Source organism: Micromonospora sp. NPDC003944, from assembly GCF_053605225.1.
The window spans coordinates 1-22,230 of sequence record NZ_JBSGIV010000088.1; the positions used below are offsets into that span (position 1 = coordinate 1).

Here is a 22,230-nt window from a genome sequence, read left to right on the forward strand (position 1 = left end):
GTCAGACCTCGGCGGGCGCCCTCGCCCCGCAGGCGGTGCAGCAGCTGGCTCAGCGCCCAGGCGCACTCCTGCGGCCCACGCCCGGCCGACAGCAGCAGGAGGACGCTCACGACCGACCCCGCCTGCCGCGGTGGCCCCGTCGGTCCGCTCGGGCGGCGGACCCGAGATCGGGCGTCTTGTAGGTGACGAGCGGAGTCGTGCTGACCACCGGCGTGGCCAGCTGGTGCTCGACCAGGTCGGCGATCACCTGCTCGATGCGCTTGTACGCCGTGGGCGCCTCCTCGAAGAGCAGCTGCCGGTCACCGCACACCACGAGCGACCCCACCGGCGTACGGCGCAGCTCCTCGACCGTGTGCTTGGCCCGGCCCCGCCGCAGGGCGTCGGCGCGTGACATCTTGCGTCCAGCGCCATGGGCCACGGAGTGGTTGGCGTCCGGCCCGGCGTGCGCCGCCACCAGATAGGACGCCGTCCCCCGGGTGCCGGCGATCAGCACATCGCAGCCGTCACCCGGGGCCGCGCCCTTGCGGTGCAGGTAGACCCCGTTCCGGACCTCGACGAGGTTGTGGCACCTGTCGACGATCGGCGCGGTGGGCTCGGCCCCCAACGCGTGCGCCACCCGGGCGGCCAGCACCCGCCGGTTGAGCGAACCCCAGCGCACCGCCTCGTCGTGCCGGCTCAGGTAGGCGGCCGGGTCGGGAGCCGCCCCGGCGCCGTGGACCTCGGTGTGCGCCCGCAGGATCCGTTCGCCCAGACCACGGGAACCGCTGTGCACGATGAGCACGAGATCGCCCGGGTCGAGCCCGAGCCGGCCCGCGTGACCCGGGTCGAGGACGGTGTCGACGCGGGCCAACTCCACGAAGTGGTTGCCCCGGCCCACCGTCCCGAGACCGTCCAGGTGACCGGCCGGCACGTCACCGTCGACGACGGCCCAGGCCGGGTCGTCGGCGTCCCGCACCGGGTCGAGCGCCTGGTCGAGGTCGGGGAACCGGGCGGCGAGCCGTTCCGGCACGGCCCGCTTGAGCCTGATCGGGAAGACGGCGATGCCGCAGCCGATGTCGGAGCCCACCAGGAACGGGTACAGCACCGTCGACGCCATGGCCGCGCCGATGGGCGCGCCCTTGCCGGGGTGCAGGTCCGGCATCGCGGCGACGTGCAGCATGCCGTCCAGGGCGGCGACCTGTCGGCACTGTGCGAGCGCCTCGGACTCGATCCAACTCGCGGGGGAGGCGAACACCGTGACGGTGGCCGAGGCGGACGGGGGCAGGGGCTCCCGAGGGAGGTCGTGCTGAGACAAGGAGGCTCACTTCTCGGTGCGGACGTGGGAACGGACGGCGTCACGGCCCCCGGGAGGCGGCACCGGTGGCGTGGAGCAGGGGTGGTTTCCGTCAGTACGTCATGGACGTCACTCTGGCCGAGCCGCGCCAGGCACGACAACCGATTTTCCGTCACGCGGCGCGGCTGAGCAGTGTGCTGTCCCGGGACTCGATCCTGCTGGGACGTCACCGCGTTCTCGGCCGGGCCGGACGGCGGATGCGGGCCTGGCAGGCCGACCCGTCCGCCCCGGCGGCGGTGTCAGGCCGGCCTGACCGCGCGGCCGAGGACGCAGGGCGAGGAGGGGCTGTTGCTGGTGGCCGGGAAGCGGAACCGGCGCAGCTCCGCCACCTCGAAGCCGGCCGTGCAGAGAGCGGCGACGGTGTCGCGGTTGGTGTGGCAGCCGGCGAACAGCCTCGGCCACAGTGTGGCGTCGACGAGTCGTTGGGCGCGGTGCAGGCCGGTGGCCTCGTCGGCGGCCACGTGCTCGAAGAACCGCACCTGACCGGCGGGGCGCAGCACCCGGCTGACCTCGGCCAACGCGCTCGCCTGATCCGGCACGGTGCACAGCACCAGCGCGACGACGGCCGCGTCGAACTCGCCGTCCCCGGCGGGCAGCGCCTCGGCCAGACCGTCGACGACGGTGACCGGAACCGGCGCGCAGGACGCGGCCCGCTCGGCGGCGGCCCGCAGACGCCGCTCCGGTTCGACCGCGAGGACCTGGGTCACCTCGGGCGGATAGTGGGAGAACATCCGCCCGTTGCCCGCGCCGATCTCGATCACCCGGCCGGACAGGCCGGCGACCAGGTCCCGCCGGAACGCCGCGGTGCCGGCGCGGTCCATCGCGACGCTGAGCCGCTCGTACACCCGGGCGAACACCGGGTGGGACACCGTCGCCACGTCTACCCCCTGGTCTCCGTCGAACCGTTCTCCGGCGATTGTCCTGCATCCGTGCACACTTTCCGTCTTACTGGGTTGCAGCACGACTCGACCCAGCGCAGACAGGACGTGGTTCGACCATGAAGATCGTCGTCATCGGGGGCAGCGGCCTCATCGGTTCCAAGGTCGTGGACCGTCTCGGCGCCCAGGGTCACGAGGTGGTGCCGGCATCGCCGAAGACCGGCGTGAACACCCTGACCGGTGAGGGGGTGGCCGATGCGCTCACCGGCGCCGACGTCGTCGTCGACGTGTCGAACTCGCCGTCGTTCGAGGACGCCGCTGTGCTGGAGTTCTTCGAGACGTCGACCCGGACGCTCCTCGCCGCGGCGTCGGACGCCGGTGTGCGCCACTATGTGGCACTCTCCATCGTCGGGTGCGACCGGATCCCGGACAGCGGGTACATGCGGGCGAAGGTCGCCCAGGAGAAGCTCATCGTCGCCTCCGGAATCCCGTACTCGGTGGTGCACGCCACCCAGTTCTTCGAGTTCCTCCAGGGCATCGTCGACGCCGCCACGGACGGCGACACCGCGCACCTCGCGCCGGTGCTCATCCAGCCGATGGCCGCCGACGACGTCGCGGCCGCGGTGACCGACGTCGTGCTCGGCGCGCCGACGAACTCCGTGGTCGAGGTCGCCGGCCCGGAACAGTTCCGCCTCGACGAGTTGGGCCGGTCCCTCCTCGCCGACAAGCAGGACCGTCGCTCGGTGGTGGCCGACCCCGATGCCCGGTACTTCGGCGCCAAGCTGGGCGAACGCTCGCTCGTCCCGGCCGACGGCGCCCGCCTCGCCGACACCGGCCTCGACGAGTGGCGTACGCGGGCGGGCCGGGCGCGCTGAGTCGGCCCGCTACCCCGGCGTCCCGGGCCGGCCGGTCCGCCCACGGAGGCGCCGCACCAACTCCCGGACCACCTCGGCGAACGGCTCGTCCGACTCGCCCGGCCAGTGCCCGAGGATGGGTGGGGCGACGCTGTCCCCGGGGGGCGTCACCAGATCGCGGGGGTCACGCTGTCGGCGGTCCACCGCGGCGGCCGGGTCGGCGGTGCCGGCCGACGTGCTGGACGGGTACGGGGAGAAGATCCAGCCACCGATGGGGTCGGTGTCACGCCACAGGTTGACCCAGCGCCAGCCCATCCGGCGGCCGATCTCGTGCAGGGCCGCGTCGTCGACGTAGGCGGGGAAGAGCCGCGCGTAGAGACGGCGCAACGGTGACCCGTGGGTGAGCAGGGCGACCCGGTCGCCGACCTGCGGCGGCAGTTGCAGCACCGTGGCGGCGAGCAGGACGGAACCGTGGCTGTGGCCGGTGAGCAGCACCGCGTCGCCGCGTTCGACGAGGTAGGTGATCCGGCGGGCCAGCTCCGGCACCGCCCGCTCGGAGTAGCAGGGCGGTGCGAACGGGTGGGCGGCGCGGGGCCAGAAGGTGCCGAGGTCCCAGAGGACGCCGATGTGCCGGCGGTACGGCTCGGTCCGGTACGCGAAGATGCCGCCGACGACCAGGCCGAGGATGACCGCCGCGATCACCCAGCTACCGAAGGCGATGCCGAACGTGACCGCGTCCGCCGGCAGTCCGACGTTGCGCTCGATGACGCCGCTCGGGAACTGCCCCAGCAGGCCGATGGTGGTGGTGGCCGTGGCCAGCCCGGCGAGACAGCCGTAGAGCACGGCCAGCGGCACCAGCTTCTCGGTGAAGCGGGCCCGAGCTGCGGCGTCGCGGACCTGCCGCAGCCGGGGGCCCGCCTCGGCCGGTGCATTCGGGAAGTCGCGCGCGACGATCGCCGCCGCGGCGCGACGGCGACCCGGGCGGGAGAGCAGGACGACGAGCCCGGCGATGATCACCGTGACCACCAACCCCCGCAGGAAGCCGTAGATCGCCCAGGTGTAGGCCCGGGGTGGACCGGACGCGATGCCCTCTCCGGTCGGCACGTCGCGGTCCAGGAAGTCCGCCACCCGGTAGACCAACTCGGCGGAGTACGCCACCGCCATGCTGATGCCGGTGGCCGCGACACCGAGGGCGCCCAACCCGAACAGCGGGGTCGCGCCACGCTCGCGGCGCCGTAGCCAGAGCAGTACCACGCCCAGGGCGGCCAACAGCGTCGTCTGCGCGAGGAACAGACCGGCCAGGGTCGTGTCGTAGCCGGGCAGCCCGTGGCCCTCCGGCCACGGCTGCGAGCTGGTCAGTACGTGCGCCACGACGACCACGGTCAGGATGACGGCGACGGTTCGGAGAGTGCGGGTGATCCGGTCGAGCCTCTTGTCGCCGGGGGCCCGGTCGATCAGCGGCGGTGTGCACAGCAGCCCCACGCAGCCCGCCAGGATGACCCCGGTGACCGCCGTCAGCGCGATCGTTGTCGCCGTCGGGCCCCGGGCCAGGAGCAGGACGAGGTTCAGCGTCGCGAAGGCCGCACTGACGTGGATGGCCCGCAGCCGACCCACGAGTGGTTCGGCGTCCCACTGACCGATGGTGCCGAGCCGGGACGCGGAGACGCCCTGGTCCGGTGCGCGGAACGCCTCGAAGGTCCGCCCCGGACGGGAGCTGACCCGCCAGATCAGGCCGATCGCGGCGACCGGGACCAGCGCGAGAACGGCGAGCCGCTGCCCGACCGGCCGCCCACCCAACCAGGACAACCAACTACGTCCGGCCAGGCAGTCCGACGAGGCCAGGCACTTCCAGCCGACGAGGTCCAGGGCGACGCCGGCGATGGCGAGCACGTACAGCACGGTGAGCGTGAGCGCCAGCAACCGGCACAGTGACTTGACCGTCGCCTCCGACCCGGGGTTCGCCGGGCGCATCCAGATCGCGACGTTGACGAGCATGAAGGGCAGCAGGAAGACCACCGCCAGGGAGCGGGCCACGGTCCCGGAGGGCAGGTCACCCCAGCGGTACGCCTCGAGCGTCACCCCGGGCACGCCCGTGCTGTCCAAGGGGCGCGGCCGGTAGAAACCGCCACTGCGGTCACCGGCGACCTGCCCGGTGGGCTGCAGGTCCAGCACCTGGGCGGCGCTCGCGCCGGAGACTCCGTGCACCCGTAGCTCCACGACGTCACCGGAGTCGTCCGGCCCGCTCAACCGCGTTGACCCATCCGACGTCCCCCCGAGGCGTCTCGCAGCCCTTGCCCCGCGACCTACCCCGCGTCCCGCGCCGGGGCCGTCGACCGCGGTGACGGCAGGAGCGGGGTCTACCCGATCCGGACGCCCCCAATCGCGCCGGCCCGGGGCGCTACCGCCCAGGCAGGGCCCGACCGGCGGTCACCGTCGCTTCGGGTACGTCGTTGCCGGTGGCCTTCGCCATCTCGGTGCGGTAGGCGCGCGGCGAGAGGCCTGTGGTGCGCTTGAAGGCCACGCTGAGGGCGCTCTCCGAGCCGTAACCGACGGACTGGGCGATGCTGGCGACCGTGTCCGAGCCGCGTCGGATGCGGTCCGCCGCGAGTTCGATCCGCCACCCGGTCAGGTACTCCAGCGGGCCCACCCCGACGACCTTCTTGAAGCGGGCGGCAAGCGTCGACCGGGAGACGGTGGCCGACCGGGCGACCTCGTCCACCGTCCATGGGTGCGCGGGTCGCGCGTGCATCGCGCGGAGCGCGGGTGCGACCACCGGGTCGGTGAGCCCGGCCAGCCACCCGGAGGTGGGCTGGCCGGCGCGGGCCAGGTGCAGCCGCAGGACCCTGATCAGCAGGACGAGCGCCAGGTGCTCGGCGACGAGCTGGGAGCCGAGTCGTGTCGAGCGCAGTTCCGCGTCGATCTCGCCGAGGGCCCACTGGACGGTCCCGGCCTCCGGGGTGTCGGTGGGCACGTGGATGACCGGCGGGAGATTGTCCAGCAGGAGGGCGCGCGCCCGTCCGCCCAGGGTGAAGGCACCGCCGATGAGGAACACGTCGTCACCGTCGCCGACGTGCGCCACGCCGTCGCTGGCGGCGGCGAAGATCGGGTACGCGGGCTCGACCGGCGCGTCGGGATCGCTGAAGAGGGTGTACGCCGCCGGTCGGGTCAGGAGGAAGCAGTCCCCGGCGCCGAGGTCGATCGGCGCGGCCTCGCCCTCGACCCGCAGCGAGCACCTGCCGCGCCGGACGGCGTTGAACTTGGCCCCGGCCGGTGGGTCGAAGCGGACGGCCCAGCGCCCGCCCCCGACCAGGCCGGCGGAGACGTGGCTCCTCGCGCCGAGCAGGGCGAGGACGTCCTCGAGCGGATCCATCCCCCACCTCCTCTGGACGCTCACGAAAGTATGACGGACCCTAGACTATAGGCAGTCCGGCTTGTGCGTTCGTAGCCTGGGTTCCATGACAGCGAACCCACGCCTCACCACCCCGTTCGGCGCCCGCAGCACCGGCGCCGAGATCCTCCACGGCGTCGACCTCACCGGGCGCCGGATGATCGTCACCGGGGGCGCCTCCGGCATCGGAGTCGAGACGGTGCGCGCGCTGGCCGGGGCCGGCGCCGACGTCACCATCGCGACCCGGAACCCCCGCGCGGCCGACCGGCTCGTCGAGGAGCTCGCCGCGGACGCCACCCGGGGCACCGTCCGGTCGTCCGCTCTCGATCTGGCCGACCTGGCGTCCGTCGACGCCTTCGTCGCGGCCTGGCAGGGGCCACTCGACGTGCTCATTGGCAACGCCGGAATCATGGCCATCCCGACCCGCCAGCTCACCGCCGAGGGCTGGGAACTCCAACTCGCGACGAACCACCTCGGCCACTTCGCGCTGGCCCGCGGGCTGCACGACAACCTGCGAGCCGCCGAGGCGGCCCGGGTCGTTCTGGTCAGCTCCGGGGCGCACCTCGCCGCGCCGTTCGACTTCGACGACCCGCAGTACGAGCGACGCCCGTACGACCCGTGGTCGGCCTACGGCCAGTCGAAGACCGCGGAGGTCCTGCTCGCGGTCGGCATCACACGGCAGTGGGCGAAGGACGGGATCACCGCGAACGCCCTCAACCCCGGTTACATCTTCACCAACCTGCAGCGCCACATCGACGACGACACGATGCGGGCGATGGGCGCGATGGACGAGGCGGGCAACCTCATCGAGGCGGACTACTACAAGACGCCCGCCCAGGGCGCGTCGACCACCGTGCTGCTCGCCGGCTCGCCCCTGCTCGACGGCGTCGGCGGCCGGTACTTCGCCGACAACCAGGAGGCCGAGATCGTTCCCGGTGGTCCGGACGCCACCGGCGGCGTCGCCGCCCACGCGGTGGACCCGGCCGCCGCCGACCGGCTCTGGGCGTACGCCGAGAAAGCGCTCGCCTCGCGCTGACGGCGGCCGGTGCGGGCCGGCGAGGAATGAGCCGGTCGTGGCGGGGTACGTGCCGCCATGGTCGCTGCCGGTCGGCGCGGAGCGGACGCGGGCCCGTCGACAGTCGTCCGGCTCTGGGACCGGCTGGTGGCCGCGGTGCGCGAGCGGATCCGCCGGGTACGGACGATCGGCGGCCTCGCCCTGCAAGCCGGCCTGGCCGCGGGGCTGTCCTGGTTCGTGGCGCACTCGCTGCTGCACGTGTCGCAGCCGGTCTTCGCGCCGATCTCCGCCGTGTCGACGCTCGCGGCATCCGTCGGCCAGCGGTTGCGTCGCACCGTCGAGCTGATCATCGGGGTCACCGTCGGAGTGCTGATCGGTGACCTGCTGCTCCTGGTGATCGGCACCGGGTGGTGGCAGCTCGCCCTGATCGTGGTGCTGGCGATCGTGGTGGCGCTCTTCCTGGCGGGCAGCGCGGCGGTGGTGGTCCAGGCCGGGGCGACGGCGGTGCTCATCGCCACGCTCAGCCCGACCGTGCGGGACCTGGAGATCCCCCGTTTCGTGGACGCCCTCGTCGGGGGAGGGGTGGCGCTGCTGGTCACCGCCGTGTTGCTGCCGCTGAACCCGTTGCGGGTGCTCAACCGGGCCGCGCGGCCGGCGTTGGATCTCCTCGCGACCCAGCTCGACGCCACCGCCGGGGCGCTGAGCGAGCGGGACGCCGCTCGGGCCCGGACCGCCCGGGGTGAGCTGCGGCAGAGCGCGGGCCGGTTGAAGGCGTTCGTCGAAGCGACCCAGGGCGCCCGGGAGGCGAGCACGCTGTCACCTGTGTACTGGCGCCAACGGCACGGGCCGGTGGGCCGCTACGCGCAGGCGGCGGAGCCGATCGACCGGGCGGTGCGCAACAGCGGCACCCTGATCCGGCGGTCCGTGACGCTCATCGAGGACGGCGAGCCGGTGCCGGAGTCGCTGCCGACGGCGCTGACCGACCTCGCCGAGGCGGTTCGCCTGCTCAAGCGGCAGTTCGCCGCCGGTGTCGAGCCGAATCGGGCACGGGAGCAGGCGCTGCGGGCGGTCCGCATGGCCGGGGACGCCTATCGGGAGGGCGTCGGCTTCTCCGGTGCGGTCGTGGTGGCGCAGGTCCGGACGACCGTCAGCGACCTCCTGGTGGCGTCCGGGTTGACCCAGGAGGACGCGAATCACCTCGTCCGGCGGGTCTTTGGCGACCTCTGAAAGCCCGCTGACCAGCAGCTGAGCCAAGTGGTGCCAACTTGGTGAGCCATCACTGTTGCAGTCTGAGCCAAAGTGGTGCCATGATGGTGCCATGGAGCTGAGGTCATACGTCGAGAACCTGCGCAACGAGTTCGCCGTGGCTGCGGAGGGTGTGGACCCGGAGGCCCGGGTCCTTGCCGAACGGCTCTTCACGCAGCTGGAGGCAGCCACCCGTCTCACCCTGCTCGAGGCGCTCTCCGACGCGGCCGACGAGATCACCCGGGAGCTCGCGCCGGGTTCGGTGCACGTCCGGCTGCGCGGGCGCGAGCCCGACTTCGTGGTGGCGCCCGCCAGCCCGCTGGTCGAGGCGGCGAGCGAGGCGAGTGGTCCGCCGCCGCTGTCGGTGCCGGTGCCCGCACCGGAGGGGGACGAGGGCGGCACCTCGCGGATCAACCTGCGCCTCCCCGACCACCTCAAGGCCAGCGTCGAGGAGGCCGCCGGGCGCGCGGGGCTCTCGGTCAACGCCTGGTTGGTGCGCGCCGTCGCCGGTGCCGTCGGCGGGGGCGAGGCGGAGCGCCGTCCGCCCCGCCGGCCGGAGCCGCGCTCCGGCCAGCACTTCACCGGCTGGGCCCGCTGACTCCTCGTCGTACCCCCTCCTCAGCACGCCGCTGACCAGCGGTGACCTTCGTCGACCACCTTTCGGGAGACCACCATGCCTGTTTTCGACACGCCAGAAGCGATCTCCGCCCGGATCGAGATACCTGTCGGCGATGTATGGATCGCCGCCAGCGACCGCGCCGACACGGTGGTGACCGTGCGGCCCCGCGACCCGTCGAGCAAGGCCGACCTGAGCGCCGCCGAACAGACCACCGTCGAGTACGCCGCCGGACGCCTGGTGGTCAGGGTGCCGAAGAGTTGGCGTCGGTACGGCTTCGGTAGCGGCCCGTCGGTCGACGTCCTGATCGAACTGCCGACCGGATCGGGGGTGCAGGCCGAGTCGTCGTGGGCGGCGTTCCGTTGTGAGGGCCGGCTCGGCCAGTGCCAGATCAAGACCGGCGGCAACATCCGGCTCGACGAGACCGGGCCGCTGGACATCGACTCCAGCCACGGCGAGGTCGCGGTCGACCGCGTCCTCGGCTCCGCCCGGGTGAAGGTGTCGTCCGGCAAGGTGCGACTCGGAGCTGTCGATGGCACCGCCGAGATCAAGAACTCCTCCGGTGACTGCTGGATCGGTAGTGGCGGTGGAGACGTCCGGATCAACACGGCCTACGGCGACGTCACCGTGGACACCGCACTGGCCTCGGTGACCGCCCGCACCGCCTACGGCAACCTCCGCCTCGGCGAGGTCGTCCGAGGAGCCGTCGAGTTGCAGACCTCCTACGGCGCCATCGAGGTCGGCATCCGTCGCGGAACCGCCGCGTGGCTGGACGTCAGTTCCAAGCACGGCCGCGTGCACAACGCCCTGGAGTCGACCGACAGCCCGACACCTACCGACGAGACGGTCGAGGTCCGGGCGAACACCTCCTTCGGCGACATCATGATCCGTCGCGCCTGACCACCACCCCGCCGACCTCGGATGAGGAGACCATGACCAGTCCCACGAACCCCGCGATCGTCGCCACCGACCTGCGCAAGTCCTACGGCGACAAGGTCGTGCTCGACGGCATCGACCTGATCATCACCGAGGGCACGATCTTCGCCCTGCTCGGTCCCAACGGCGCCGGCAAGACCACCACGGTGCAGATCCTCTCCACCCTGATCGACGCCGACGGCGGCAACGCCCGCCTCTTCGGCCACGACCTGACCCGGCAGCCGGACGCGGTCCGCGCGCTGATCGGTGTCACCGGCCAGTTCTCCGCCGTCGACAACCTGCTCACCGGGCGGGAGAACCTGACCCTGATGGCCGACCTGTGCCACCTGGACCGGGCCGCCGGCCGGCGACGGATCACCGAGTTGCTCGACCAGTTCGACCTGACCGAGGCGGCCAACAAGCCGGTGTCGACGTACTCCGGCGGCATGCGCCGGCGGCTCGACCTCGCGATGACCCTGGTCGGCGAGCCCCGCGTCATCTTCCTCGACGAGCCGACCACCGGCCTCGACCCGCATAGCCGCCGGGCCATGTGGGAGATCATCCGCGGCCTCGCCGCCGAGGGCGTCACCATCCTGCTCACCACGCAGTACCTGGAGGAGGCCGACCAACTCGCCGACCGGGTGGCCTTCCTCGACCACGGCCGACTGATCGCCGAGGGCACACCGCGCGAACTCAAGCGGCTGATCCCGGGCGGTCACGTCGTGTTGCAGTTCGCCGACCAGGAGGGGCTCGACTCGGCGGCCCGGACGTTCGAGGCCGCCACCCGGGACGACGCGGCGCTCACCCTCCAGGTGCCGAGTGACGGCGGGGTCGGATCGCTGCGAACCCTGCTCGACCAGCTCGACCGCGCCTCGATCACCGTGGCCGGGCTCTCCGTGCACACCCCCGACCTGGACGACGTGTTCCTCACCCTCACCGGCCAGCCCGACCCCCGGGCCGGCCGACCCGACCACGAAAGGGCACCGGCGCGATGAGCACCCTCTCCCTCGCCGTCCGCGACTCGAGCACCATGCTGCGGCGCAACCTGCTGCACATGCGGCGGTACCCGTCGATGACGTTCCTGCTCATCGGCATCCCGATCATCATCCTGCTGCTCTTCGTCTACGTCTTCGGCGGCACGCTCGGCGCCGGGCTCGGCCCGTCCGGCGACCGCTCCCAGTACGCCAACTACGTCACCCCCGGCATCCTGCTCATCACGGTGGTCAGCGCCGCGCAGGGCACGGCCATCTCGGTCGCGATGGACATGACCGAGGGGATCATCGCCAGGTTCCGCACGATGTCGATCTTCCGACCGTCGGTCCTGACGGGCCACGTGCTGGGCAGCCTGGTCCAGACCATGCTCAGCATCGCGGCCGTCACCGTCGTGGCGCTGCTTGTCGGGTTCCGGCCCACGGCCAACCCGGTCGAGTGGCTCGCCGCGGTGGGCGTCCTCGCCATGGTCACGTTTGCGCTGACCTGGCTCTCCGTCGCCCTCGGTCTGGTCAGCGACAGCGTCGAGACGGCCAGCAACCTGCCCATGCCGCTGATCCTGCTGCCGTTCCTCGGCAGCGGGTTCGTCCCCACCGACTCGATGCCGGCCGCCGTGCGGCTGTTCGCGGACTACCAGCCCTTCACGCCCGTCATGGAGACCCTTCGCGGCCTGCTCCTGGGCACCGGGATCGGGAACAACGCGATCATCGCGGTGGTCTGGTGCGCCGTCATCACCGTGGCCTGCTTCCTCTGGGCCAAGGCCCTGTACAACCGCAACCGGGCATCCTGACCCGACCCGGCGTTCGTCTCGCCACCGCACCGGCCGACCGGTCCTTCTGGGCCGGTCCGCCGGTGCGTGCGCATGATTGATCCGGGTTTCGTGACGTCGGCCGGTCGAACCGCGACGGACTCCACGGCTTCAGGAAACACGAGTCGACCTTGCTCCCTGGCACCGTCCGGCGCGCGGGCCGATCCGGGCTCCGCAGGTCATCAAGACGTTGAATGTTATCGATAACACGACCGCTTCGTCCGGTGGCTCGCTTCGTGGGTCACCCCTCCGGCGCGCTCGCCGATGAGCCCGCATGGTCATCGATGGCTGCGGCGCGCATCCGAACCCGGGAACACCGCGCCCCGGCGATGTTATCGCTGCCATCCACTCGCCGGGAGGAGCGGTCGCTATCTGGCGGTTACCCCCAGTGTTCGGCCCGCTGGGCCCGGTCGGCTTGTCGGTCGACAGGTCTCCGGTCGGCACCCGTTGCGCGCGGCAGCCCCATTCGTCAGCTGAATCCGACGGGTGATGCCCGTTTAGTACCTTTTGTGTTGGTCCGCTATCAACCCTCCCGAGTCGGTGCGCCTTTCCGCGTTCCGTTACGGAGCTGTTGCGGCTGGATGTCTTGACGAGCCTGGATGTGAGCGTTAACACTATCCCCGTTAAGGTGGAGGTGAACATGAACCGTGTGGACGGAGCTGACGACCGCTACGTCGTCGGTGTCGACTACGGCACCCTGTCCGGGCGAGCTCTGGTGGTCCGTGTCGGCGATGGTGCCGAGTTGGGGACCGCGGTGCACGAGTACGGCGACGGCGTGATCAGCACGACTCTCCCGGGAGGTCGATCACTACCCCCGGACTGGGCCCTGCAGAACCCGCAGGACTACCGCGACGTGCTGCGGTACGCCGTACCGGCGGCACTGTCCGCCGCAGGGGTGGACCCGGCGGCGGTGGTCGGCATCGGCATCGACTTCACCGCCTGCACCGTGCTGCCGACGCTCGCCGACGGCACCCCGCTGTGCGAGACGCCCGAGCTGCGCGACCGACCGCACGCCTGGGTCAAGCTGTGGAAGCACCACGCCGCGCAGCCGCACGCCGACCGGATCAACGCGCTGGCCCACGAGCGGGCCGAGCCGTGGATCGGCCGGTACGGCGGCAAGATCTCCGCCGAGTGGCAGTACGCCAAGGGTCTGCAGATCCTGGAGGAGGACCCGGAGGTCTACGACCGCGCCGAGCGATTCATCGAGGCCGCCGACTGGATCGTCTGGCAGCTCTGCGGCACCGAGACCCGCAACGTCTGCACGGCCGGTTACAAGGGCATCCTGCAGGACGGTCACTACCCCTCCGAGGGCTTCCTGACCGCGCTCAACCCCGACTTCGGCGGCTTCGTGGCCAAGCTGGACGGTCCGTTGCTGCCCCTCGGCGCCCGGGCCGGCTCCCTCACCGCCCAGGCCGCCGCCTGGACCGGCCTGCCGGAGGGCATCGCGGTGGCCGTCGGCAACGTCGACGCGCACGTCACCGCGGCGTCCGCGCAGGCGGTGCAGCCAGGTCGTCTCGTCGCCATCATGGGCACCTCGACCTGCCACGTCGTCAACGGCGAAGAGGTCGCCGAGGTGGCCGGCATGTGCGGTGTGGTGGACGGCGGCATCAGCCCCGGCGCGTGGGGTTACGAGGCCGGGCAGAGCGGTGTCGGCGACATCTTCGGCTGGTTCGTCCAGCACGCCGCCCCGGCGGGCGTCGACTCACACGTTCGCCTCACCGAGCTGGCCGCGAGCCAGCCCGTCGGCGCGCACGGCCTGATCGCTCTGGACTGGTGGAACGGCAACCGTTCGCTGCTGGTCAACCACGACCTCAGCGGGATGATCGTCGGCATGACCCTGGCCACCCGGCCGGCGGACATCTACCGGGCCCTGCTGGAGTCCACCGCGTACGGCACCCGAATGATCATCGAGGCGTTCGTCGACGCCGGAGTCCCGGTGAACGACCTGGTGATCGCCGGGGGTCTGACCAACAACGCGCTGCTGATGCAGATCTACGCCGACGTGACCAGGCGACCGCTGAACATCATCGCCTCGGCGCAGGGGCCGGCGCTGGGCTCGGCGATCCACGCCGCCGTCGCCGCCGGTGAGTTCCCCTCGATCCACGAGGCGTCGCAGGCGATGGGGCGGGTGCACGAGGCCGTCTACCGCCCGGACCCGGAGCGGGCGGCTGCCTACGACGCCCTCTACGCCGAGTACCGGGCGCTGCACGACCACTTCGGTCGGGGCGGCAACGACGTCATGCTCCGCCTGCGGGCGATCCGTAACGCGGCGGTCGAGACCGCCGAGGCCGCGCACGAGGCTGCGCTGGAGGTGGTCGCGTGAACGCCGAGGTGACCCGACAGATCGGCGAGCTGCGTGAGACCGTCGCGCGCCTGCACGCCGAGCTGACCCGGTACAACCTGGTCGCCTGGACGTCCGGCAACGTCTCCGCTCGGGTTCCCGGTCAGGACCTGATGGTGATCAAGCCGAGCGGGGTGAGCTACGACGACCTCACCGCGGCCACGATGGTGGTGTGCGACCTCGACGGCGTCCTCGTCGAGGGTGACTTCGCCCCGTCCAGCGACACCGCCGCGCACGCCTACGTCTACCGGGCGATGCTCGAGGTCGGTGGGGTCGTGCACACGCACAGCTCGTACGCGACCGCCTGGGCCGCGTGCGGGGAGTCGATCCCCTGTCACCTCACCGCACAGGCCGACGAGTTCGGCGGGGAGATCCCGATCGGTCCGTTCGCCCTGATCGGCGGCGACGACATCGGCAAGGGAATCGTCGCCACCCTCGCCGGGCACCGCTCGCCCGCGGTGCTGATGCGCAACCACGGCGTGTTCACCATCGGCCGTGACGCCCGCGCGGCGGTCAAGGCGGCGGTCATGTGCGAGGACGTGGCCCGTACCGCGCACCTGGCCCACACCCTCGGACAACCGGTCCCCATGCAGCAGGCCGACATCGACTCCCTCTACGACCGCTACCAGAACGTCTACGGCCAACAACCAGTCGCACCGGCGGGTTCCTGACCCTGCACAGAAGACCCGGGACCCGTCGGTCAGCACCACGACGCACCAGCACGCACCACCCGCGTACGCCGTCCTCATGCACCTCGGCGGTGGGCGCGGTTACCCACCACATCCAGCCAAGGAGATTCGATGGGAAAGATGCGAACGCAGTCCGTTCGGTGGCGCGCTGCCGCGGTCCTCGCCAGCGTGTTGCTGGTCGGCGGCGTGGCGGCCTGTGGCAACAGTGACACCGGCGGCGGCGGGTCCAAGGACGACGGCAAGATCACGATGGGCTTCTCCCAGGTCGGTGCGGAGAGCGGCTGGCGTACCGCGAACACCACCTCGATCAAGGAGTCCGCGACCGCCGCCGGGATCGAGCTGAAGTTCGACGACGCGCAGCAGAAGCAGGAAAACCAGATCAAGGCGATCCGCAACTACATCCAGCAGAAGGTCGACGTCATCGCCTTCTCGCCGGTGGTGGAGTCCGGGTGGGACACCGTGCTCAAGGAGGCCAAGGACGCCGGCATCCCGGTCATCCTGACCGACCGCTCGGTGGACTCGGCCGACAAGTCGCTCTACAAGACCTTCCTCGGCTCGGACTTCGTCAAGGAGGGCCGGCTCGCCGGTGAGTGGCTGGTCGAGCAGAAGAAGACCGCCTCGGGCCCGGTGAACATCGTCGAGCTGCAGGGCAACACCGGCGCCGCGCCGGCGAACGATCGCAAGAAGGGCTTCGGAGAGGCGATCGCCGCCAACCCGAACCTGAAGATCATCGCTTCCCAGCCGGGTGACTTCACCCGGGCCGGCGGCAAGCAGGTCATGGAGCAGTTCCTCAAGGCCAACAAGCAGATCGACGTGCTGTTCGCGCACAACGACGACATGGGCCTGGGCGCGCTCGAGGCGATCACCGCTGCCGGCAAGGTGCCCGGCAAGGACATCACCATCATCACCGTGGACGCCGTCAAGGACGGCATGCAGGCTCTCGCCGACGGGAAGTTCAACTTCATCGCGGAGTGCAGCCCGCTGCTCGGCCCGCAGCTGATGGACCTGGCCAAGAAGGTCCACGCGGGCGAGGAGGTGCCTGCCCGGATCGAGACCCAGGAGACCACCTTCACCCAGGAGCAGGCGAAGGAAGCCCTGCCCAACCGTAAGTACTGATCGACGACGGGGTCGCCGCGCTCGCGTGGCGGCCCCGCCGCGTCGCCTCCCTACCCGAAACGGACCGGGCTTGGCCCGCGACGAACCCCGTACCACGCCCGCCCGAGCGACCCCCGAGGTCGACCGGGCGGGCGTGGCGGGAGCGTAGCGGCCCTTCCGTGTCGACAACCCAGAAGAGGTCTGATGGGATGACGGATAGCCGTCCGGTCCTGACGATGACCGGGATCAGCAAGTCCTTCCCCGGGGTGCGCGCACTCCACGACGTCAACTTCCGGCTCTTCCCCGGCGAGGTGCACGCCCTGATGGGCGAGAACGGCGCCGGCAAGTCGACCCTCATCAAGGTGCTCACCGGCGTCTACGACACCGACGAGGGCGCGATCACCCTCGACGGCGAGCCCGTGTCGTTCACCGGGCCGATGCAGGCGACCGCCGCCGGTGTGAGCACCGTTTTCCAGGAAGTCAACCTCTGCACCAACCTCTCGGTGGCGGAGAACATCTTCATCGGCCGTGAGCCTCGGCTGCTCGGCGCCGTGCGCTGGGGTGAGGTTCGCCGTCGCGCCCGAGCCCTGCTGGCCCGCCTCGACCTCGACCTCGACGTCAGCGCGCCACTCGGCTCGTACTCCCTGGCGATCCAGCAGATGGTCGCCATCGCCCGCGCGATCGACATCAAGGCCCGGGTGCTGATCCTGGACGAGCCGACGTCGAGTCTGGACGCCGGCGAGGTGGCGCAGCTGTTCCGCATCATGCGGCAGTTGCGCGACGAGGGCATCGCCATCCTGTTCGTCACGCACTTCCTCGACCAGGTCTACGAGATCGCCGACCGGATCACCGTGCTGCGCAACGGCGGGCTGGTCGGTGAGTACCTGACCACCGAGCTGCCCCAGCTCTCCCTGGTCGAGAAGATGATCGGCAAGGAGCTCGACGTCCTGGAGGGCATCGAGGAGCACTCCCGGCGGGACCTGGCCGCGCTCGAGGAGGGCACCCCCCTGGTGGCGGTGTCGAACTTCGGCCGGTCGGGCGCCGTCGCGCCGTTCAGCCTCACCATTCACGCCGGCGAGGTGGTGGGCCTGGCCGGTCTGCTGGGCTCGGGGCGTACCGAGGTCGCCCGGTTGTTGTTCGGGGCCGACCGGACCGACGGCGGTCAGGTCGCGGTCGACGGCACGGCGAGCAGCCTGCGCACCCCCGCCCAGGCCATCGACCACGGCGTGGGCTTCTGTTCGGAGAACCGCCGCGCGGAGGGCATCGTCGCGGACCTGTCGGTCCGCGAGAACATGATCCTCGCCATGCAGGCGGCTCGCGGCTGGCTGCGGCCCATTCCGCGTCGTCGCCAGGACGAGCTTGTCGACAAGTACGTCAAGGCCCTCAACATCCGGCCCGCCGACCCGGAGGTTCCGGTACGCAACCTCTCCGGTGGCAACCAGCAGAAGGTGCTGCTGGCCCGCTGGCTGATCACCGAGCCGCGACTGCTGATCCTCGACGAGCCGACCCGGGGCATCGACATCGGCGCGAAGACCGAGATCCAGAAGCTCGTGACGCAGCTGTCCGACGGGGGCATGGCGGTGCTGTTCATCTCCGCCGAGCTGGAGGAGGTGCTGCGCCTCAGCCACAAGGTGGCCGTCATGCGGGACCGGCAGATGGTCGCGCAGCTCGCCAACGACGAGAGCCTCGACGCCGACCGCGTCATGCAGACCATCGCCAGCGGATCCCACCGGGAGGAGGCAGACCGATGAACGACACCACGAGCCGCTATCGGACGATGATCGGTCACCGGCTGTTCTGGCCCGCCGCCGTGCTGTTCGTCATGCTCGCGGCGAACACGATCTACCGGCCCGGGTTCCTGTCCATCGAGCTCAAGGACGGGCACCTGTACGGGACGCCGATCGACATCCTGCGGTTGAGCGCACCGCTGATCCTCGTCGCCCTGGGCATGACCCTTGTCATCTCCACCGGCGGCATCGACCTGTCGGTCGGCTCGCTCTGCGCGATCAGCGGCGCGATCGCCTGCATGTACATCAGCAAGCAGCCCGACCAGAACAGCCTTGGCGTGGTGGTGACCGCCCTCGCGATGGCGATGGGGGTCTCCCTCGTGCTCGGCGCCTGGAACGGGGTGCTGGTGGCCGTGATCGGTATCCAGCCGATCATCGCCACCCTGATCCTGATGGTCGCCGGCCGGGGTCTCGCCCAGCTGATCACCGAGGGTCAGATCATCACCATCAACTCGGAGCCGTACCGGGCGATCGGCCTGGGCCACGCGTTGACCCTGCCGCTGGCCATCTTCATCGCCCTCGCCGCGGCCCTGCTCGTCGCCGCGTTCACCCGTCGCACCGCACTCGGCATGATCATCGAGTCGGTGGGTGGCAACGCCGTGGCCAGCCGGCTCGCCGGCATCCGCTCCGGCCGGGTCATCTTCCTCGCGTACGTGATCAGCGCCGCGTGTGCCGCGGTCGCCGGTTTCATGATGACGGCGAACGTCTCCAGTGCCGACGGCAACGCCGCCGGCCTCTGGGTCGAGCTGGACGCGATCCTCGCGGTCGTCATCGGCGGTACGTCCCTCGCCGGCGGTCGGTTCTTCCTCAGCGGCACCATCATCGGGGCGCTGATCATCCAGACCCTGACCACCACGGTGTACGCCATGGACATCTCGCCGCAGACCTCGCTGCTGTTCAAAGCGGTCGTCGTCATCGCCGTCTGCCTCATCCAGGCGCCGGCCTTCCGGGCCCGGTTCAGCCGCCGTAGGCGCAACGCGCCGCCGCCCGCCACCATCGCCGACAAGCCGAAGGAGCAGGTGCCGGCATGACCACTGGAACGCTTACCGCCGGTCGTACCCGGTTCCGGCTGCCGAGGAAGCAGATTCCGGTCCTGGCGACGCTCGCCCTGCTGCTGGTGATGTACGGCATCGGCGTCTCGCAGTACACGGCGTTCTCCAACGTCCAGGTCATCTTCAACGTCTTCATCGACAACGGCTTCCTGCTCGTCGTCGCGGTGGGCATGACCTTCGTGATCCTCACCGGCGGCATCGACCTGTCGGTCGGGTCGGTGGTCGCCATGACGGCGATGGTGTCGGCCGCGCTGTTGCAGGACGGCATGCCGGCGGCGCTGGTGCTGGTCATCGCCCTGCTCATCGGCCCGACGCTCGGCCTGTTGATGGGCTGCGTCATCCACTTCTTCGAGATCCAGCCGTTCATCGTCACGCTCGCCGGGATGTTCTTCGCCCGAGGCATGTGTACGTTCATCTCCGGCGCCTCGATCCCGATCACCGACGGGTTCTGGACCTCGATGTCGCAGGAGCGGATCGGGGACCCCCGGGGCAACTTCGTGTCGATAAGCGTGCTGATCGCCTTCGTGGTGGTCGTCATCGCCGCGTACACGCTTGCCTACACCAGGCTGGGCCGCAACGTGTACGCCATCGGCGGCAACCCGCAGTCGGCGCTGCTGATGGGCCTGCCGGTGGGGCGTACCCGGATCGCCGTCTACACGATCAGCGGTCTGTGCTCGGCCATCGGCGGGATCCTGCTGTCCTTCTACACTCTCTCCGGCGCGCCGCTGATCGCCGTGGGGATGGAGCTGGACGTCATCGCCGCCGTCGTCATCGGTGGCACGGTGCTCACCGGCGGCGCGGGTTACGTCTTCGGCACGGTGCTCGGCGTGCTGGTCCTGGGCGTGATCCAGACCCTCATCACCTTCGATGGGAGCCTCAACTCCTGGTGGACCAAGATCGTGATTGGCGGCCTGCTCTTCGCGTTCATCCTCCTGCAGCGTCTCATCGGAATCCGTTACAAGTGACCGCCCCTCTCGCGGAAGGCAACTCCATGGCACCACACACACAACCCGAGATCTGGTTCCTCACCGGCAGCCAAGGCATGTACGGCGAGGAGACGCTCCGCCAGGTGGCCGAGCAGTCTCGCCAGATCGCGGCAGCGCTCGACGACTCACCGCAGATTCCCGCCCGCGTGGTCTGGAAGCCCGTCCTGACCAACAGCGGTGAGATTCTGCAGGTCTGCCGGGACGCCGCCGCTCAGGGTGCCGTCGGGGTCATCGCCTGGATGCACACGTTCTCGCCGGCCAAGATGTGGATCTCCGGTCTGGACGCGTTGCAGACGCCGCTGCTGCACCTGCACACCCAGGCCAACGTCCTGTTGCCGTGGAACGACATCGACATGGACTTCATGAACCTGAACCAGGCCGCCCACGGCGACCGGGAGTTCGGGTACATCCAGACGCGTCTGGGCGTGGCCCGTAAGACGGTGGCCGGGCACGTCAGCGACCCGCGGGTGACCGAGCGGGTCGGGGCCTGGGCGCGCGCCGCGCTGGGCTGGTCGGCCATGCGGTCGCTGCGCCTGGCCCGCTTCGGCGACAACATGCGCGACGTCGCGGTGACCGAGGGCGACAAGGTGGAGGCCGAGCTGCGGTTCGGCGTCTCGGTCAACACCTACGGCGTCAACGACCTGGTCGAGGTGGTCGGCGAGGTCACCGACGCGCAGGTGGACGACCTCGTCAAGGAGTACGAGGACACCTACCGCATCGTCGGCGCGCTGCTGCCCGGCGGCGAGCAGCACGACTCGCTGCGGTATGCCGCGCGCCTGGAGCTGGGCATGCGTGCCTTCCTGGACGCCGGCGGGTTCCGGGCCTTCACCACGAACTTCGAGGACCTCGGAGGGCTGCGTCAGCTGCCGGGCATCGCCGTGCAGCGGCTGATGGCGGACGGCTACGGCTTCGGCGGCGAGGGTGACTGGAAGACCTCGGTCCTGGTCCGCACGCTCAAGGCGATGTCGGTGGGCGTCAGCGGCGGTACGTCCTTCATGGAGGACTACACCTACGACCTCACCCCTGGCAACGAGCTGGTGCTCGGCGCCCACATGCTCGAGGTCTGCCCGACCATCGCGTCCGACGTGCCCAACGTGGAGATCCACCCGCTGAGCATCGGTGGGCGGGAGGACCCGGTCCGGCTGGTGTTCGACGCCGCACCCGGCCCGGCGGTGGTGCTCGGCCTGTCCGACATGGGTGAGCGTTTCCGGCTGGTGGCCAACGAGATCGACGTGGTCGCCCCGCCGCAGCCGCTGCGCCGGTTGCCGGTCGCCCGTGCCGTCTGGCGCCCGCGCCCCGACCTGCCCGTCTCGGCCGAGGCGTGGATCACCGCGGGCGCTCCGCACCACACCGTGCTGTCCCAGGCGGTCGGCGTGGAGGAGCTGCACGACCTGGCGGAGATGAGCCGCACCGAGCTGGTCGTCATCGACGCCGACACGGAGCCCCGTCGCTTCGCCGACGAGCTGCGCTGGAACCAGGCCTACCACCGGCTGGCCCGGGGCTTCTGACCCCTGCCGCCGCGGCGTGATCGACCCGGGCCCTCGAAGGCCTGGGTCGATCACGTCCGTACTCTCCCGCACCACCTGCCTTGCCCCCCGGATGGGGGTTGATCCACTCGGCTTCCTTGAAGGCGTGGCGTCCGCCCGGCGCTGAAGGCCCGACATCAAGAAACCCGAGTGGATCACGATCCCGCCACCTCCTTGCGCCCGACGGCGGCGACTGTGTCGCGCCCCTCGGCGGCCCGGGCGTCCGCTCAGCGGCCCTCTCATGTTTCGGCTTGACTACGGTCTTGTTATCGATAACAGTAAGCATCAACAGAGTTCGATTCCTGCGCCACGCCGGCTCTGATCCGCGCGCCTCCCGGTCGAGGTCGAACGATCTCCGGGACTTGGCGGAGGTTGCTGTTAGCGATCACATCAGCGGTCTGGCCGGCGTGCCGACCAGCGATGCGGATGCCGGCTGAGAACGTCCGGCACCTCAGGCCAGCTAAGGAGGATCATGATTTCCACCGGACAGGTTCCACGGGGAGCGCCGCGCCGGCGCGGGAGATTGTCGCTACTCGCGGCCGCCGTGGCGGTGGTGATCGGTGCGGCTCTCGCCGCCGTCGCCCCGTCGCCGGCCTCGGCGGCGACCGTGGACACGAGCGCGTGGTACGTGTTGGTCAACCGCAACAGCGGCAAGGCCCTGGACGTCTACAACCTGGCCACGAACGACGGCGCGCGGATCACCCAGTGGACC

The 22,230-nt window shown here is 70.8% G+C and carries 19 protein-coding genes and 1 pseudogene; 15 read left to right on the plus strand and 5 right to left on the minus strand.

Annotated features, from left to right (window positions below):
- From ACWER9_RS28970 to ACWER9_RS28980, 3 genes and pseudogenes are all read right to left on the minus strand, one after another.
- Positions 1–110, minus strand: a pseudogene (locus tag ACWER9_RS28970) (peptide chain release factor H); the annotation flags it as partial.
- Entirely contained in the window at positions 107–1,294 is a 1,188-nt protein-coding gene (locus ACWER9_RS28975) for an RNA ligase RtcB family protein (RefSeq protein WP_452304828.1), read from the minus strand. The gene ACWER9_RS28975 and the pseudogene ACWER9_RS28970, both read right to left, overlap by 4 nt.
- 278 nt (positions 1,295–1,572) lie before the next feature.
- On the minus strand, positions 1,573–2,211 hold the full coding sequence (locus ACWER9_RS28980; RefSeq protein WP_452304829.1) for a class I SAM-dependent methyltransferase: 639 nt from the start codon (positions 2,209–2,211) through the stop codon (positions 1,573–1,575).
- Positions 2,212–2,330: 119 nt separating this feature from the next.
- On the opposite strand from ACWER9_RS28980, the gene ACWER9_RS28985 reads away from it, so the two are divergent.
- Entirely contained in the window at positions 2,331–3,086 is a 756-nt protein-coding gene (locus tag ACWER9_RS28985; protein WP_452304830.1) for an SDR family oxidoreductase, read from the plus strand.
- A 9-nt stretch (positions 3,087–3,095) separates the two neighbouring features.
- On the opposite strand, the gene ACWER9_RS28990 is transcribed toward ACWER9_RS28985, so the two are convergent.
- Positions 3,096–5,312, minus strand: a complete 2,217-nt coding sequence (locus tag ACWER9_RS28990) for a hypothetical protein (protein ID WP_452304831.1) — start codon at positions 5,310–5,312, stop codon at positions 3,096–3,098.
- Positions 5,313–5,463: 151 nt separating this feature from the next.
- Positions 5,464–6,435, minus strand: coding sequence for an AraC family transcriptional regulator (locus ACWER9_RS28995; protein ID WP_452304832.1), 972 nt, complete (start codon positions 6,433–6,435; stop codon positions 5,464–5,466).
- A gap of 85 nt (positions 6,436–6,520) precedes the next feature.
- On the opposite strand from ACWER9_RS28995, the gene ACWER9_RS29000 reads away from it, so the two are divergent.
- The 14 genes from ACWER9_RS29000 to ACWER9_RS29065 form a co-directional block, all read left to right on the plus strand.
- Complete coding sequence (locus ACWER9_RS29000) at positions 6,521–7,489, plus strand: SDR family NAD(P)-dependent oxidoreductase (RefSeq protein WP_452304833.1); 969 nt, start codon at positions 6,521–6,523, stop codon at positions 7,487–7,489.
- 57 nt (positions 7,490–7,546) lie between these two features.
- Positions 7,547–8,695, plus strand: coding sequence for an FUSC family protein (locus ACWER9_RS29005; RefSeq protein WP_452304834.1), 1,149 nt, complete (start codon positions 7,547–7,549; stop codon positions 8,693–8,695).
- 91 nt (positions 8,696–8,786) lie between these two features.
- Entirely contained in the window at positions 8,787–9,311 is a 525-nt protein-coding gene (locus tag ACWER9_RS29010) for a hypothetical protein (RefSeq protein WP_452304835.1), read from the plus strand.
- Between the two features lie 75 nt (positions 9,312–9,386).
- Complete coding sequence (locus tag ACWER9_RS29015) at positions 9,387–10,229, plus strand: DUF4097 family beta strand repeat-containing protein (RefSeq protein WP_452304836.1); 843 nt, start codon at positions 9,387–9,389, stop codon at positions 10,227–10,229.
- Positions 10,230–10,261: 32 nt separating this feature from the next.
- Positions 10,262–11,239 (plus strand): ATP-binding cassette domain-containing protein, encoded by a 978-nt coding sequence (locus ACWER9_RS29020; RefSeq protein WP_452304837.1) that lies wholly within the window; start codon positions 10,262–10,264, stop codon positions 11,237–11,239.
- A complete protein-coding gene (locus tag ACWER9_RS29025) occupies positions 11,236–12,024 on the plus strand; it encodes an ABC transporter permease (protein ID WP_452304838.1) in 789 nt (262 codons plus the stop codon). The genes ACWER9_RS29020 and ACWER9_RS29025 overlap by 4 nt, the downstream gene beginning before the upstream one ends.
- A 658-nt stretch (positions 12,025–12,682) precedes the next feature.
- Complete coding sequence (araB, locus tag ACWER9_RS29030) at positions 12,683–14,365, plus strand: ribulokinase (protein WP_452304839.1); 1,683 nt, start codon at positions 12,683–12,685, stop codon at positions 14,363–14,365.
- A complete protein-coding gene (locus ACWER9_RS29035) occupies positions 14,362–15,054 on the plus strand; it encodes an L-ribulose-5-phosphate 4-epimerase (RefSeq protein ID WP_452304840.1) in 693 nt (230 codons plus the stop codon). The genes araB and ACWER9_RS29035 overlap by 4 nt, the downstream gene beginning before the upstream one ends.
- A gap of 129 nt (positions 15,055–15,183) precedes the next feature.
- On the plus strand, positions 15,184–16,188 hold the full coding sequence (locus ACWER9_RS29040; protein ID WP_452304841.1) for an ABC transporter substrate-binding protein: 1,005 nt from the start codon (positions 15,184–15,186) through the stop codon (positions 16,186–16,188).
- 188 nt (positions 16,189–16,376) lie between these two features.
- Positions 16,377–17,918: a sugar ABC transporter ATP-binding protein gene (locus ACWER9_RS29045; protein ID WP_452304842.1), complete on the plus strand. Its 1,542-nt coding sequence runs from the start codon at positions 16,377–16,379 to the stop codon at positions 17,916–17,918.
- On the plus strand, positions 17,915–18,985 hold the full coding sequence (locus tag ACWER9_RS29050; protein ID WP_452304843.1) for an ABC transporter permease: 1,071 nt from the start codon (positions 17,915–17,917) through the stop codon (positions 18,983–18,985). Before ACWER9_RS29045 ends, ACWER9_RS29050 begins: the two co-directional genes overlap by 4 nt.
- Positions 18,982–19,971, plus strand: coding sequence for a galactofuranose ABC transporter, permease protein YjfF (gene yjfF, locus ACWER9_RS29055; RefSeq protein WP_210781560.1), 990 nt, complete (start codon positions 18,982–18,984; stop codon positions 19,969–19,971). Before ACWER9_RS29050 ends, yjfF begins: the two co-directional genes overlap by 4 nt.
- A 26-nt stretch (positions 19,972–19,997) precedes the next feature.
- The gene (araA, locus tag ACWER9_RS29060) at positions 19,998–21,500 is read left to right on the plus strand and encodes an L-arabinose isomerase (protein ID WP_452304844.1); all 1,503 of its coding nucleotides are present in this window, start codon (positions 19,998–20,000) and stop codon (positions 21,498–21,500) included.
- Between the two features lie 490 nt (positions 21,501–21,990).
- Positions 21,991–22,230 (plus strand): RICIN domain-containing protein (locus tag ACWER9_RS29065; RefSeq protein ID WP_452304845.1); only part of this gene is annotated, 240 nt, incomplete at its 3' end.

Excerpts from the sequence above, each read along its gene's own strand:
- ACWER9_RS28985 (WP_452304830.1), top strand. The coding sequence starts at position 2,331 with ATGAAGATCGTCGTCATCGGGGGCAGCGGCCTCATCGGTTCCAAGGTC.
- ACWER9_RS28995 (WP_452304832.1), bottom strand. The coding sequence starts at position 6,435 with ATGGATCCGCTCGAGGACGTCCTCGCCCTGCTCGGCGCGAGGAGCCAC.
- ACWER9_RS29000 (WP_452304833.1), top strand. The coding sequence starts at position 6,521 with ATGACAGCGAACCCACGCCTCACCACCCCGTTCGGCGCCCGCAGCACC.
- ACWER9_RS29005 (WP_452304834.1), top strand. The coding sequence starts at position 7,547 with ATGGTCGCTGCCGGTCGGCGCGGAGCGGACGCGGGCCCGTCGACAGTC.
- ACWER9_RS29010 (WP_452304835.1), top strand. The coding sequence starts at position 8,787 with ATGGAGCTGAGGTCATACGTCGAGAACCTGCGCAACGAGTTCGCCGTG.
- ACWER9_RS29015 (WP_452304836.1), top strand. The coding sequence starts at position 9,387 with ATGCCTGTTTTCGACACGCCAGAAGCGATCTCCGCCCGGATCGAGATA.
- ACWER9_RS29020 (WP_452304837.1), top strand. The coding sequence starts at position 10,262 with ATGACCAGTCCCACGAACCCCGCGATCGTCGCCACCGACCTGCGCAAG.
- ACWER9_RS29025 (WP_452304838.1), top strand. The coding sequence starts at position 11,236 with ATGAGCACCCTCTCCCTCGCCGTCCGCGACTCGAGCACCATGCTGCGG.
- araB (WP_452304839.1), top strand. The coding sequence starts at position 12,683 with ATGAACCGTGTGGACGGAGCTGACGACCGCTACGTCGTCGGTGTCGAC.
- ACWER9_RS29040 (WP_452304841.1), top strand. The coding sequence starts at position 15,184 with ATGGGAAAGATGCGAACGCAGTCCGTTCGGTGGCGCGCTGCCGCGGTC.
- ACWER9_RS29045 (WP_452304842.1), top strand. The coding sequence starts at position 16,377 with ATGACGGATAGCCGTCCGGTCCTGACGATGACCGGGATCAGCAAGTCC.
- ACWER9_RS29050 (WP_452304843.1), top strand. The coding sequence starts at position 17,915 with ATGAACGACACCACGAGCCGCTATCGGACGATGATCGGTCACCGGCTG.
- yjfF (WP_210781560.1), top strand. The coding sequence starts at position 18,982 with ATGACCACTGGAACGCTTACCGCCGGTCGTACCCGGTTCCGGCTGCCG.
- araA (WP_452304844.1), top strand. The coding sequence starts at position 19,998 with ATGGCACCACACACACAACCCGAGATCTGGTTCCTCACCGGCAGCCAA.